The organism is Rhizobium sp. LjRoot98 (assembly GCF_964252935.1).
GTDB lineage: Bacteria > Pseudomonadota > Alphaproteobacteria > Rhizobiales > Rhizobiaceae > Pararhizobium.
Map to the genome: position 1 here is coordinate 1111202 of NZ_CAXUPW020000001.1, position 13796 is coordinate 1124997.

The following is a 13796-nucleotide window of genomic DNA, read 5'->3' on the forward strand; positions in this document are numbered from 1 at the left end:
ATCACTCTTATTAATGCCGGACTTTCCACGATGCCGGTTGCCGCAGTTCGACGGGTACGTGTTCACCATTTCGCCACATGCGAACTGCTTCTGCGCCGCGCTCGATCTCTGCTTGATCCAGCTCCGGACGCTCGATTTTGTAGACGGACACGGCGGTGTAGAGCACGCCAAGATAATTGACATCGAGCGATTCCATAGCCTCGTCGCGGTCGATGCCACCTGCCACGTACCGCTCTAAGACGTCGGCGATCTGCTCGTCTGTCAGGCGGCCACGGATTTCCGATATTGCTTTCAGGTAAGCTGGGTCAAGCGCTGAGAGATCGGGTCCTTGCATGCGATTTTTCCAGTTACGGCCGACGGGATTCTGACTCAGACTGTCTCCAAGGACAAGACATTTTGGAGACGAAAATGCGGGAGGATTTCTGGAGCAAGGCGGACTTCAATTTGCTAATCAGGCTGTACCGCGAAGGAATGACAACTGCCAACATCGCCCGTGAACTCGGCCGTTCATCGGCTGCAGTGGCAACAAAAGGTTCCCGGATTGGCTTGTACGCACTGACGCGGGAAGAACTGTCAGGCCCCCGCGTTTCGGTGAGGGACTGCATAAATCCGGTAGGACCCCACCCTTTTGTTTCGCCCGGAATTCATATCCGGACCTGCGCTGAATGCAAGAGATCGGCGATTTTTCAGGCTGCGTAGGCCCGATCAGTAGCCGATGTACTTTTTGGGCGCGGCTACTGATCGTGTGTAGATTCAAGCTACTTACTCAGCAGCTTCCTTGAACGAGGCAAGACCTTTTTGCCGGTCGTACTCGTCGAGAATTGCTGTAGTCCAGACTAACATGCCTTCCTTTTTCAGCTTGATATATTGAGCACCGCCGTAGGCAAGCTTTGTAACCCGGGCAGTTCGAAGCCGCTGAAAGTCCTCACGCTGGCGTTCAGAAGGATTAACGCCAAGCTTGTCTGTCTCGTGAATATCGTGAGCAAGTATCACCGTCGTTCCGCCTGGCATCCCAGCCAGATCGAGGCATGTGTTCAAAGCACGCCGCAGGTCATGCGGACTCCACCAGAGAATCCCGTTCAAAGCAAATAGATCGATTATCTCCGTCCGCTCACGCAGCTTGTACGGGCCTCTTCCGTTTGGTTTTCGCTCAGCTGCGGCTCGCGGCTTTTCCGGTTTGTCTCTCGCTGCCAGTCGATACAGCACGCGATAAACACCGGACTGAGTCACGTGAACGTCCGATTTCTTTTCTGAAGGAAATGCCCACTCCTGTCCCTCAGCCGTCAGGTTTTCATTCTGTTTCCGGAAATGATCCACCATCGCCCACGCTCGCTTCGGCACGGGCAGGGCGTGCGCCATCCCGGCCTTCATAACGTCAGCGGCCCATGCGACCAGCACGAAGTTTCCATCCTCCGGGTCTTGAACGACATCGTGCGCCAGTAGCGAAAGCCCAGCGTCAGCTCGTTGACAGGTTAGGATGAGCCACCAAAGTCCCGCCAAGGTGCCAGCGTTGGTCCCATTGACGCCCTGGATTCGGCCGGGCAGTGGCTTGTCTAAATATTCCTCAGCCAGAATGACCGATTTGACGATGTCTTCGATGCTTGGCTCTCGGTCTCGCGGCGTGATCTCCCACTGGGCGCTGACCATTCTCCACCACGGTCGCCCTTGATCAAGGCCAGTCTTTTTCGAATAGGTTCTCGTGCAATAGTCCAGAACCGCTCTCGAATACGTCACGGCTTTCAAGGCCGCCGAGACACCCGACGCTTTCTGGATCGCGTCACGAGCATCTTCAATGTCGCCAGGAGTAAGCAGGACAGCTGGTTTTTTAAGCATCTCCTCAAATGCCGGGCGACCGAACGTGAGGTGGTAGTCTTTTTCCGTGCTTTCTGAAATGTAGTTTTTGTTTCCAGGAGTGCGTTTGTCGGAGATCGTACGGCTAACACACTCCCCGAAAGTCCACGTATCGATATCGACCTTAGGAGGCGCATTGATCGCTACTTCAATCTCTTGAAGAACGCGCTTGATCAGCCCTTTATCATTCTTCTCCTTCGAAGCCGCTGCAGACCGGTGATATGTCGAGATGAGCTGCTTTACCCAGTGCGTTTTTCCGTCTTCTAAATAGCGCACGACGGCTTTTGCAAGGTCGCGCACTTTCGACATTGCGACGATGTAAGGGCTCTTAGGGTCATTATCTGGCCATGCGTATCCAATTGTAATCGTGACGGCTGGCGTCCGCACAATCCATGCGGCTTTCTTGCCTTGCACTCGCAGCTGGAAACCGGGGATGCTGTTGTCTTGGAAAATGAATATCTTTCCGTCCGGTGTCGTTCCTGTCTTAGCCATATTCTTTGCACGAGTAATGTGTGGGTCGTCGATTGCAACCTTAACTCTGGCCATTAAAGCCCTACTTTCTATACCAGCCCCATACCCTTTTCTAATCCGTTGACAAGCGTCGTAAAGTCGAGCCGTTTGTAGTCGTGGATTTCGAGAGTAAGGATCGTAATTGTTGACATGTCACTGTTTTCACAGCGGGTTCTCAACTATGGTTGCCGTAATAGCTGGTCTTGTCAACAGGATTTGAAACCGGCTAAAAGCCAGGAATTCGGATTGAAAATCCGCGTGTCGGTGGTTCAAATCCGCCTCCGGGCACCATTCACTTGCTGAAAACGCCAAGTCTTTGGAAACCCGTTGATCCCGCTTACGCTGGCAACACGTTAATGAACGTCCAAAATACCTCTGCAAAACTGCGTTTTTCCTTCAAGGCCTTGCTTCGGAAAAATCGAGCCTCGTCTGTCTGTACCCGACTGACAGGAGAACTGTGACATCTATCCGATGCCACAGCAGATCCTACTATATCGTCAGCGGATTTTCGCAGGCCGGGTGCGGATTGCGCCGGACATGCGTCAAACTCGGCTCTGCAGGTATGCAACGCCAGAGATCATCATCGAAGGTTTTCAAGCGCGCGCGCCAATAGTCCTGGTCTCCACCTTGAGGCCCGAGTTTGACCGGGAGCGATACTCACCTCAAAGCCGCCTTCGCGTCGATCTCCGCGAATATGGCATCGAATCGTGACCGGGCGCGGGCTGGGACCTCCAATGCCCGGATAGCGCTGGTGAGTTCGGCTTCACCCACCTTGATCAGCATGATCATGCCCATGGCGAAATGCGGTGAGCACTTGATGCCGTAAAAACCTGCTTGGTCGAAGGTAACCTCGATCTCCTCGTTGATCTTGCCCTTGAAGCCGGCATAACCCTCCGGAACCATGCCATCGATCGACGCGGCATTATGGCTCTTGTTGGTGGCAATGAACTTGACCCGATCACCGGGCTTCAACTCGATGTAGTCGGGCTCGAAAACCATCGACCCCTTCTCTCCGCGATTGCGCATCTTGACCTCGAACGTCTCGGCCAAAGCGGGGAGCGAGGTCGAGAACAGGAGAGTTGCCGCAATAAGGGTTCTTGTGATTGAGATCATGATATTCTCCGGATGGACTGCTGGACAGGAACGGACGTGCCCGGCGCGCGATAGCGGATATGGCACCCGGTTTCCCCCTCATGTTCGATGTCGGCATCCACGCCGAACACGCGCTTGATACAGTGTGCATCCAGAACCTCGCGCGGGCTGCCGAGTGCCGCCAGACTGCCCCTCTCCATGACGGCGATGCGATCACAGAACATGGCCGCATGGTTGAGATCATGCAGGGCCGCGACCACGGTAAGGTTCTGCTCGCGCACGAGATGCAGCAGGCCGATCTGATGGCCTATATCGAGGTGGTTTGTCGGCTCGTCGAGCAGCAGGATGGAGGGCTGCTGGGCGAGCGCCCTGGCAATGTGCAATCTTTGACGTTCACCGCCCGAAAGCGTATGCCACCATCGCCCGGCAAAGCCTTCCATATCGACATTGCGGATCGCCTCGTCGACGATTGCATCATCACTCTTCGACCAGGGTGATAGCGGGCCGAGATGCGGGGTCCGGCCAAGCTCGACGGCCTGGCGCGCAGTGATGCGCTCAGCGGTTTCGGCCTGCTGCTCGACAAGTGCTATCCGCTTGGCGATCTCCCGGCGGCCAATCGAATGGATTGGCTGACCGTCCAGCAAGACGGTGCCCGAGTGGGGCTTGCGGATCCCCGACAGCAAAGACATCAGGCTGGTCTTGCCCGAACCGTTGGGGCCGACAATACCGAGAAACTCGCCGGGGACGACATCCAAAGACACGTCATGAAGAATGGTGGCACCACCGGCCGACCACGAAACGTTTTGCGCGGAAAGGTTCACGCCGGCGCCCTCCTGCGGCTGAGGATCAAGGCGAAGGCTGGGGCGCCAAAGAGCGCGGTGATGACGCCGATCGGCAGGACCTGCCCCGGTATGATGACCCGCGATATGATATCGGCAGCGATCATGAAGACGGCGCCGATGAGGGCAGATGCAGGGATAAGCAATCCATGCCGCACGCCAACGACCATCCGGGCAGCATGCGGGATCACCAGCCCTATGAAACCGATCGAGCCGACAATGCTGACCATGACCGCCGTCATCAGTGCCGACACGCCGATCAGGATGGCGTAGACGCGGCGGACATGAATGCCCAAAGAGGCGGCCGATTCCGAGCCGAAGGTGAAGGCGTCAAGCGCGCGCGCCTGCCAGAGGCAGACCGCAAGGCCGATCACGGCGACGGGAAGCGCAAGCGAGACGTCAGTCCAGCGGACACCGGAAAGGTTTCCAAGCAGCCAGAACATGATACCGCGGGCCTGCTCCGCATTGGCCGCCTTCGTGACAATGAAGGACGTCAGCGCATTGAAGAGCTGCGAACCGGCAACACCGGCCAGAATGATCGCGCTGGTGCCCCGTCCGGCGCGCAAGGCGAGCAGGCTGACGAGGCCAAAGGCGATCAGAGCTCCGGCGAATGCGCCTGCAGGCATCGTCAGAAAACCCGCTCCGAAGCCGAGAATTGCCACGCCGACCGCGCCGGTCGAAGCCCCGGCGGAAATGCCGAGAATATAGGGATCAGCCAATGGGTTCCGGAGCAGCGCCTGCAACACGACACCGGAAACCGCCAAGGCCGAACCGCAGCAAGCGGCGACAACGGCGCGGCTCATCCGGTAGTTCCAGACAATACCCTGATCGAGCGGATCGAGCGGATAGCCCGCGTTCCAGAGCCGATTGGCCACGGTCTTGGCGACGATGTCCATGGGAATGGCAGTCTCGCCGATCGCCGCGCCCAGCCAGAGCGCTGCGACCAGAACGACAAGCGCCAGCAGGATGGCGCTTGTCTTTGAGAGGGAAGAGGTGATGGCGATCACTTGTTGAGGCCGGATGCGGCGATCGCGTCAGCGAGCACCTCGATGCCCTCGATAGTGCGGATCGTCGGGTTCATCGCCTGGGCGTCCATGACCACCACGTGCCCCTCCTTGACGGCAGGCATCAGGCTGGCAACGGGATCGGTCGTCAGGAATTCCTGCTTGACCGCGATGTCATCGGCCGGAAAGCGGCGGCGGTCCAACGCGCCCGCCACGATGATGGTCGGGTTTGACTTGGCAATCGTTTCCCAGCCGACCGTCGGCCATTCCTCTTCGCTGTCGATGACGTTCTTGATACCGAGTGTGCGGAGAATATAGCCCGGCGCACCATTCCTGCCCGCGACATAAGGGTCGATGTCCTTCTCGGCGCTTGAGAACCAGAACACGGCAGAGAGCTTGTCGTTGGCGGTGGTGATCTTTTTGCGAGCCGCCTCTTCGCGCGCCTTGAGATCGGCGATGACCTTCGCGCCCTGGTCCTGAACGTCGTAGATTTTCGCGAGTTCGGCGATTTCCTGATAGATCAGGTCCATGGTGAAGACACCTTTGCGGACACCGTCGCCACCGCTCGAATTGTCCTTGCCGACACAATCCGATGGCGAGACATAGACGGGGATGGCCAATTCCTCAAACTGCTGCGGCGTACCAACGACGCCTTCTGGGCCAATCATCCACTCGAACTGGGCTGTCACCAGATCGGGTTTCTTGCCGATGACGCTCTCGAAGCTTGGATCATTATCCGCCAACCGTTCGACCTTGGCATTGATCTCCTCGTACCCTTTCAGAACAGGGCCGATCCACAGCGCCGTGCCGACCATTTTTTCGTGAACGCCGAGCAAGTAAAGGATTTCGGTGGTGCTTTGTCCGATTGAAACAGCGCGTTCTGGAGCCTGATTGACGGTAACCTCACGGCCGCAATTGTGGAATGTCAGCGGATACTGGGTCTTCTCGGCAAAGGCCTGCGTCGATGCAAGGGCCGCAAGAACTGCGGCATTGGCCAGCACGACCAGCGATTTGCCGATATGCCGGGATGTTTTGGAAATGAACATTTAGTCCTCCGGATGAATCACGCCTCTGGACGGATTCTGTGAGGGCAAAGACGTCGTGGCGAACAACACCAAACACGGCATGTTCGCTGCCGAAGCCTTTCAGCCCGCGATGAAACAGATGCCGCGTGGTGGGAAATCCGGGAGAATACGTATGAATACGCTGTTAGGCCGGCAGGAAACCGTCATCAAATTCTCCTGTTCAGGGCATCCCCGCCCGTGACGTTGGATCGATCTTTTGACGGCAGGTCTCCTGGCTTACGGATATCTGCATCTCATCTGCCTTCCCGGGAGTTCTCCCAGTGGCATGACGCATTTTCGCGTCACGAGGATGAGCGGCAATCCGCTTACAGTTGCGGGGGCAGCCACGGTCTAGGTCCCTGCTGGGTCGTCCTCACCGTGTTCCCTATTAATCCCCTCGGAGTCATCGCTCGGGGAACCGTCGGCGGCGAGTTAGCATCAGGCATCAAGGCGCGTCAAGGCGAAACAGATGGCGTCTTGCGCTTTACGGTTGATTCTCGATTTGCTCTCAAAACCGGCTGACTGAAGCTTGGCCGACGAAGCTTCTTCCCCAAAACCAAGCGCCTCAGGCCGAGTTTATCAGTCCATTGACTCTTGCTTGAAAATGGAACATAAAGTGAACAAATGAGGCAATGCAGGCCGGCAGGCATCGTATCCTTGCTTGGCAGGATCACTCCACCGGATAACCGTTGAGGTAAGACATGAGCCATGTTGATGAAATTACGGCGCGGACACAGGCGGTTCTGGCGCGGTCGAGGGCATTCCGGGAGCGTTCGCAGGCGATGCGGGAAGAGCACAAGGCTCTGATCGAGCGCGCCTCGATCAAGTCGGGCCAGCTTCATTTCGTCTTTCCCGCGTCAAACCAGGACAGACCCAAGCACTAGGAACGTATGGCCCGCCCTGTTTGCAAGTAGTTTTTTAGATTCCTGTGCAGTCTGCTTCAACGTATTCGGTCTCACGGTCACGCCGTGGCCAAGATGGATATCCGCACGTCCAGAGCCACGATAACCAACACGGTTTCAATGAACCATTTCCACGCCTGGGCTTTCTGAACGCCGATTGACTGTCAGGCCATCTGTATTCCTTCTCGCAAACATCATGGGCTGCGTGTAGGCGCAGCCAATCCTGTTATGCTGGCGTTACGCCGAAGGTACTTTCATACGGTTGCTCCTTGCGTAAAATCGCCCAGGCAATACGCGCAAGCTTGTTTGCAAGGGCCACGATCGCAACATTACGGTGAATACCGCGGGAAACTAGCGCTCGAAGCCACTGGCCGACAGGCGTATCGCTTTGACTGAGTACGGGCATCGCCGCTCGTGCGCCGTGCACAAGCAAAGTTCGGAGGTAGTTGTTGCCGCGTTTCGTTATTCCGAGCAGACGTGGCTTGCCTCCGGTCGTGAACTGTCGTGGAACGAGCCCCAGCCACGCGCCGAGATCTCGCGCATGTTTGAAGCTGCTGGCGTCGCCGATCGCGGCAACCAGGGCTGTGGCGTTAAGTACGCCGATGCCGGGGATAGTCGTTAAACGACGCATCGCAAGATTATGCCGCGCGAGCGACACGAACTCAGCGTTCAGCGCTGCAATCTTCGTATCCAACACTTTCCACTCGTCTCGCAAGTCAAAAATCAGTTGATGCATGCGCGGAGACAAGTTGGCCTCTTGATCATCCGGAAGGACATCTAGGGCAACCTCAAGCTTGCGACGACCGGCAGCAAAAATGAGACCGCGCTCAAGGAGGATCGCCCGGATTTGATTGATCAACGTGGTTCTTTGTGCGACGAGGCGCGATCGAACCCTGTGCAGCGACTGAATATCGAGCTGCTCCGCACTCTTGAGGTCGACGAATCGCATTGTTGGACGCGACGCGGCTTCCGCGATGCCCTCCGCATCCCTGTCGTCGTTCTTCTGCGCTTTAATATAGGGGCGAACATACTCGGGCGACATCAATCGCACTTCGTGTCCTCGTGCCTCGAAAAGTCGCCCCAGGTGGTGAGCGCCGCAGCATGCTTCCATAGCAATGATGCATGCCGGCATCTTGCCTACAAACAAAATGAGCGTCTGACGCCGCATCGTTCGGCGGACAATCACCGCACCTTTGTCGTCAACTCCGACAACGCTGCAGCTGTTCTTTCCTATGTCGATGCCAAGTATCGAAATCGTCATGATCTGGCTCCTCTTCCTTCAATGACGAGACATCATACTCCATGTTCTCGGAAGGGCGGGCCATCCCATAACCAACTCAGCGCCAGACCTTCCGCCGCGAACGGCCACGCTTGAATGTGCCGCCAATACCGCTACATTCTTTCGATGAATGCCCTCGCGGAGTAGACCCGATGAAACCTCTCATTTTCCTGAGTGTAGCCGCGCTGATGCTGGCCTCGTGCACCGCGCCGGATGTCGAGCCGATCCCGGGCAGTATCACTTATGGCGGCCAGCCGCGCACGAAGCTGACGAAATCACCGGTCGGCAGTGTCGTGCACAATTCGTTCCGCACCGTGACCGGCGTTGCCTACGAAACCTATATCATCCAGCCGGATCGCTCGCTGAAGCTGATCCGCCGCGAAATCCGCAGCGACTTTTTCGATCAGAATTGAGCTCCGGCGCCGCTTCAAGCCGCGGGTGCAGCTCTTGGCGACCGCGCCACCAACCGCGCATAGTCGATTGCCGATAGCATATTGACGTGATTGGCCTTTCCCGTACCCGCGATGTCGAAGGCCGTGCCGTGGTCGACCGACACCCGGTCGATCGGCAGGCCGAGCGAGACGTTGACGGCGGTCTCGAAGGCAACCAGCTTGATCGGGATATGTCCCTGGTCGTGGTATTGCGCGACGACGAGATCGAAGGCGCCGCCATAGGCGCGGGCATAGACTGTATCGGCGGAAATCGGGCCGACCACATCGATGCCCTTGGCCTGCGCCAGTTCAACTGCAGGCGCCAGGAATTTCGTGTCCTCATCGCCGAACAAGCCGCCCTCGCCGCAATGCGGATTGATGCCGGCGACGGCGATACGCGCCTTTTTGCCAAGACGCAGAAAATGGCGGTGCCCCGCCTCGATCGTCGCCAGCACACGCTCGACAGTCGCCCGTTCGATGGCGGTGCGCAGCGAAACGTGTGTCGAGACGTGGATGGTGTTCAGGCGCTCGGATGCCAGAAGCATGAAGGAGCTTTTCGATCCGGTCAGATGCGCCAAAAGGCCGGTATGGCCGTCGAAATGATGGCCGGCGAGGTTCATTGCTTCCTTGTTGATCGGCGCGGTGACGATGCAATCGACTGCGCCGGACATGGCCAGCTCAACCGCGCGCTTGATGTAACGTACGGACGCATCCCCAGCGACCGGGCTCACCTTGCCGATCGCAGGCAGGCTGCCATCAATCGCAACTTCATCGACGGCGATCGTGCCTGCGGCGGGCGTGGCGGAAAAATGCAATTCCGTTCCCGTTACCCTGTTGGCCCGTTCCAGCGCCTCGACATTACCGACGATGACGAAATTCGCCCTGTCGGCTTCGGGCAGCGCGGCCAGCGCCTTAACGATGACTTCAGGCCCGACGCCGGCCGGATCTCCCAGCGTAACGGCTACGCGCGATGTGCTCATGTTCAGTCCTCCGTGCGGCGCAGCGGCCGTTCCTGCGCTCCGGCTTGGCCGCGGCAGGCCTGTTCCAGTCAATAGGCGGCTTGATAGATCGAAAGAATGTCGGCGCGCTCAAGATCGCGCGGATTGTTGTCCAGCAGGCGGCGGATGGCAAAGGCATCATCAGCCATGACACCGAGATCCGTTTCCGGTACGCCCAAGGCCGAGAGCCGCATCTCGATACCGAGTCCCGCGCAGAAACCGGATGTGGCGTCAAAAACAGAAGCCTGATCCGCACCAGCCTTGAGATTGAGTGCCGCAATCACCTGCGCCGTCTTGTCCACGACGGCCGGAGCGTTGAAAGCCAGCACGTGCGGGAAGATCAGGGCATTGGCGGCGCCATGCGCCACATGCCAGCGCGTGCCGAGCGGATAGGCAAGCGCATGGCCACCGGCAGTATTGACCGGGCCCAGACAGAAACCGCCATAGAGCGACGCAAGCGACAGGCCCGCCCGCGCCTCGGCGTCAGAACCATCAGCAACGGCGCGAGCGAGATAACGGCCGACGAGACGCACGCCCTCTATCGCATAAAGGTCGATCATCGGATGCGCCTTGCGATTGGTAAAAGCCTCGACACAATGGGCCATGGCATCGACGCCGGTTGCAGCAGTCGTCGCAGCAGGCACCGTGAAGGTCAGACCGGGATCGATGACTGCAATGTCGGCGAGCATATGGATGCTCTCGACGGCAAGCTTGGCCTGCGTTGCCGGATCGGTGACCAGGGCGCGAATACCCGCTTCGCTGCCGGTTCCGGATGTGGTCGGCACCTGCGCCAACCCGGCACGGCGGCGCGCAGCCACCTTGCCCGCACCAACGACGTCGCGCAGCGTCTGGGTAGAGCCCGACAGCACTGACACAAGCTTGGCGAGGTCCATGGCGCTACCGCCGCCGAAACCGACGATCAGATCGGCCTGCGCAGCATTGGCTGCCGCAAGCACCAGATCGAGATTGTCCGCATCCGGCTCAGGCTTCACCTGTGAGAAAACAGTGACATCTCCCGGCAACTCAAGCAAATCGACACGGGATGCGTTGAACGCATCGGATATGACGAGAATGCGCGCGAAGCCCTGACTTCTGGCCCAGCTTCCAAGCTTTGCAGCCACACCGACGCCAAACTCTATGATCTCCGGCCGGATAATCGTGATGGGAGCACTCAAGCTGGTCATGGACATGTCCTCGTTGTTTTCGTCGCCAGATCCATCGAGGACCGCAACCAACATGTAAATTTGTTACATATAACCGCTATACATGGCAAGCACCAAGCTGCAGCGAGACCGCATTTTATCTCCATCCATATGCATTTTCCGAATTCAGGATGGTGCACGACAGAGAAAAAACTGCTGTTTTTATTGGGATATTATCGTTTAACTCATAAGATTCTTCGCCAAGCGCGACAAATCTTGTAGCGGGAGGGGAGCATGTCAAAACGGATGAGAGATCTTGTAAACAGACGTACGAATTCCGTGTCAACCGCCGCGGAATTCGTCAAACAGATACATACTTGTCAAAATTCTACCTGGGTGGTGCCCGATTTTTCACAGTTGTAAAAACCTCTTTTTCGTCTGCAACCCGGATGCGCCGCGCGTTAACCACTGCAACAGGGCCTCAAAAACCGTATCCGGGCTCCAGCCGCACATATTTGATCGCCCGGCGATAATAGGTGTAGGCGATATGGAGCGCGCCATCCGGCCCCTCGACAATCGATGGATAGGAATATTCGCGGTTGAGGGCATCCTTGGAATTGTTGGTGAGACAATAACCATCGCCGGTTTCCAGATAATCCGGGATACCAAAGGTCTCTCCACCATCACCAGAAAAAACAAGGCTCATCGGCGCACGAGGCACACCCCAGATCGCCCTCGGCCGGCCATCGGCGGCAGATACCGTCTCAGCTGGCACGGCCTGCGCCCCCTCCTCCGCCTCGATCTCGTCATACAGAGAATGGCGCCGGTCACTCGATGTCAAAGCATTGGAATGATTATAGATCAGCGCGATTCGGCCATCCTTGAGGGCCGCCGCCTGGATCGATGAATTGTTGTTGGGCAGCCCGGTTTCCGCCGGTGCGCTCCAGGTGATGCCATCGTCATCGGAATGGCTACACAGGATCTGCGCGGCAAACCGGTTGCGGAAAAAGGCGACCATTCGTCCATCACCGCGCGGGACGATATTCATGTGGACAGCCCCGACACTGTCAGGCAGGTCGATCATATCCCAGCTGGCTCCAGCATCACGGGAGATCAGAACGGCGGCGGTATCGGCATCACCGGTCCAGCGCTGGCCGGGCTCGCCAATGCAACGGAAAACAGGCAACAACCAATCGCCCCTCGCGGTGACGATAATCGGCTGGCGCACGAATGTGCCGGGATGATCGCAGAGAATCTCGACGGGACCGAATGTGCGCCCGCCATCAGTGGAGACCCGCCGTTTGACGACAGCACCATCCTGGTTTCCGGAGGTCTGCGACGTGAAGATCAGCCAGATATCGCCATCCGGAGCCGTGAAAATCAGCGGGTTCTGCTCGGACTTCTGCGGATCATCCGACATTTTTTCAGGTTGCGACCAGGCGTTAGAACCTGGCTTCAGCCGCGACATGTAGATCGAGATATCGCCCATGCCCTCCATGGTGCCACCGAACCAGACGCAGGTCAGAGTACCATCGGCGAGATAGGCCAGATTGGCGGCGTGGTTCTGCACACAGGGCGACGGCAGGAAGGCGTCAAAACGATGCTGCCGGGCGCCATGCGGACCAACAAGGCCGTTCATAAGCGGCGGAATTTCCTCATGCTTCAAACCCGAACCGGCTGTCATGACACAATCCTCTTTACGGCAGCTGCGCAAACTTGACCGCGAGATCAGCCTGATCTGCAGCACTCAAAGCCATCAGCGGCGGACGCGGGCGTGCCCAAGCGGAGTTGCCGTTCTTCAGTCCGACCATCGCCTTGATTGTCGGGATCTGGACATAAGAATTGGACAGTGAGCGATAGGCATTAATGCGCGCCTGCGCTGCCTCGACATCGGCTGCGCGTGCCGGATCCTTGGCATGGTCGTAAACGGTACGCAGGGAGTTTGCGACCAGGTTGGACGTTGCAGTGATGCACCCCGCCCCGCCGGCCTTGATCAGCGGCAAGAGCAGTGGATCAGCACCTGCAAGCACGGAAAAACCCGGGAATGCGGCAAGAAGCGCTTCCATATTGGCGAAATCACCAGCGGAATCCTTGATGCCGACCACCGTATCCGGGAAGGCTTCGATCAGCCGGCCGATCAGCGGCAAGCTGAGCGGAACGCCGGATACCTGGGGAATGTGGTAGAGCACGACCTGCAGCCGGTCATCGGCGATCGCTTCGATGATCCGCGCATAGGCGGCAAAAAGGCCCTCGTCCGAAACACCCTTGTAATAGAAGGGCGGCAGCATGACGACGCGGGTGACGCCAACGGACAGCGCATGCCGCGTCAGTTCAACAGTCTCGGGAATGGCGGCAACGCCGGTACCCGGCATCAACTGATCGCCGGATATCCCGACCTTCAGCGCCGCTTCCAGGATATCGCGGCGCTCGGCGGACGAAAACGAATTGGCTTCACCGGTCGTACCCAGCAAGGCCACACCGTGACACCCTTCACTCAAGAGCCGCTGGCAATGGGCCGTGAAAAGACCAAGATCCGGCGTGTCGTCAGCATTGAGCGGCGTCGTGGCGGCGCTGTAGACGCCGGTAATCCTGTGAATCGTCATTTTTGCAAATTCCTCCGCGGCGCCGCGCCATCCCGTGACTGCAGCCCTCCCGCTTTTTCCTCAACCATGACAACTTGTCAA

General features: G+C 57.9%; 13 protein-coding genes and 1 riboswitch. Of the genes, 2 read left to right on the top strand and 11 right to left on the bottom strand.

All coding sequences use genetic code 11. From position 1 onward, the window contains the following. Positions 1-10: 10 nt before the first annotated feature. From ACSQ3J_RS05550 to ACSQ3J_RS05575, 6 genes are all read right to left on the bottom strand, one after another. Positions 11-334 carry a hypothetical protein gene (locus ACSQ3J_RS05550; RefSeq protein WP_436038869.1) on the bottom strand — a complete coding sequence of 108 codons (324 nt, stop codon included), beginning with the start codon at positions 332-334 and terminating at the stop codon, positions 11-13. Positions 335-762: 428 nt separating this feature from the next. Then, the gene (locus ACSQ3J_RS05555; protein ID WP_436038870.1) at positions 763-2343 is read right to left on the bottom strand and encodes a hypothetical protein; all 1581 of its coding nucleotides are present in this window, start codon (positions 2341-2343) and stop codon (positions 763-765) included. Between the two features lie 675 nt (positions 2344-3018). Next, positions 3019-3474 carry a pseudoazurin gene (locus ACSQ3J_RS05560; protein WP_060500452.1) on the bottom strand — a complete coding sequence of 152 codons (456 nt, stop codon included), beginning with the start codon at positions 3472-3474 and terminating at the stop codon, positions 3019-3021. Then, the gene (locus ACSQ3J_RS05565) at positions 3471-4274 is read right to left on the bottom strand and encodes an ABC transporter ATP-binding protein (RefSeq protein WP_060500454.1); all 804 of its coding nucleotides are present in this window, start codon (positions 4272-4274) and stop codon (positions 3471-3473) included. Before ACSQ3J_RS05565 ends, ACSQ3J_RS05560 begins: the two co-directional genes overlap by 4 nt. Beyond that, positions 4271-5299 (bottom strand): FecCD family ABC transporter permease, encoded by a 1029-nt coding sequence (locus ACSQ3J_RS05570; protein ID WP_060500456.1) that lies wholly within the window; start codon positions 5297-5299, stop codon positions 4271-4273. The genes ACSQ3J_RS05565 and ACSQ3J_RS05570 overlap by 4 nt, the downstream gene beginning before the upstream one ends. Then, positions 5296-6342, bottom strand: a complete 1047-nt coding sequence (locus ACSQ3J_RS05575) for an ABC transporter substrate-binding protein (protein ID WP_082562690.1) — start codon at positions 6340-6342, stop codon at positions 5296-5298. The genes ACSQ3J_RS05570 and ACSQ3J_RS05575 overlap by 4 nt, the downstream gene beginning before the upstream one ends. A gap of 223 nt (positions 6343-6565) precedes the next feature. Further along, positions 6566-6798: riboswitch (cobalamin riboswitch) on the bottom strand. Positions 6799-7061: 263 nt separating this feature from the next. Here ACSQ3J_RS05575 and ACSQ3J_RS05580 point away from each other — a divergent pair. Next, positions 7062-7244, top strand: a complete 183-nt coding sequence (locus ACSQ3J_RS05580; protein WP_060500458.1) for a hypothetical protein — start codon at positions 7062-7064, stop codon at positions 7242-7244. Positions 7245-7488: 244 nt separating this feature from the next. Here the strand turns inward: ACSQ3J_RS05580 and ACSQ3J_RS05585 are convergent, their stop codons facing one another. Next, the gene (locus ACSQ3J_RS05585; protein WP_436038871.1) at positions 7489-8523 is read right to left on the bottom strand and encodes an IS110 family transposase; all 1035 of its coding nucleotides are present in this window, start codon (positions 8521-8523) and stop codon (positions 7489-7491) included. A gap of 170 nt (positions 8524-8693) precedes the next feature. On the opposite strand from ACSQ3J_RS05585, the gene ACSQ3J_RS05590 reads away from it, so the two are divergent. Continuing rightward, positions 8694-8954: a hypothetical protein gene (locus ACSQ3J_RS05590; protein WP_060500460.1), complete on the top strand. Its 261-nt coding sequence runs from the start codon at positions 8694-8696 to the stop codon at positions 8952-8954. Between the two features lie 14 nt (positions 8955-8968). On the opposite strand, the gene pdxA is transcribed toward ACSQ3J_RS05590, so the two are convergent. The 4 genes from pdxA to ACSQ3J_RS05610 all read right to left on the bottom strand — a co-directional run bounded on the left by pdxA (position 8969) and on the right by ACSQ3J_RS05610 (position 13715). Then, the gene (pdxA, locus tag ACSQ3J_RS05595; protein WP_060500462.1) at positions 8969-9952 is read right to left on the bottom strand and encodes a 4-hydroxythreonine-4-phosphate dehydrogenase PdxA; all 984 of its coding nucleotides are present in this window, start codon (positions 9950-9952) and stop codon (positions 8969-8971) included. A 68-nt stretch (positions 9953-10020) separates the two neighbouring features. Next, on the bottom strand, positions 10021-11154 hold the full coding sequence (locus ACSQ3J_RS05600) for an iron-containing alcohol dehydrogenase (RefSeq protein ID WP_060501346.1): 1134 nt from the start codon (positions 11152-11154) through the stop codon (positions 10021-10023). A gap of 439 nt (positions 11155-11593) precedes the next feature. Next, positions 11594-12796, bottom strand: a complete 1203-nt coding sequence (locus tag ACSQ3J_RS05605; protein WP_060500464.1) for a sialidase family protein — start codon at positions 12794-12796, stop codon at positions 11594-11596. Positions 12797-12809: 13 nt separating this feature from the next. After that, positions 12810-13715 carry a dihydrodipicolinate synthase family protein gene (locus ACSQ3J_RS05610; protein ID WP_060500466.1) on the bottom strand — a complete coding sequence of 302 codons (906 nt, stop codon included), beginning with the start codon at positions 13713-13715 and terminating at the stop codon, positions 12810-12812. Positions 13716-13796 lie beyond the last annotated feature (81 nt).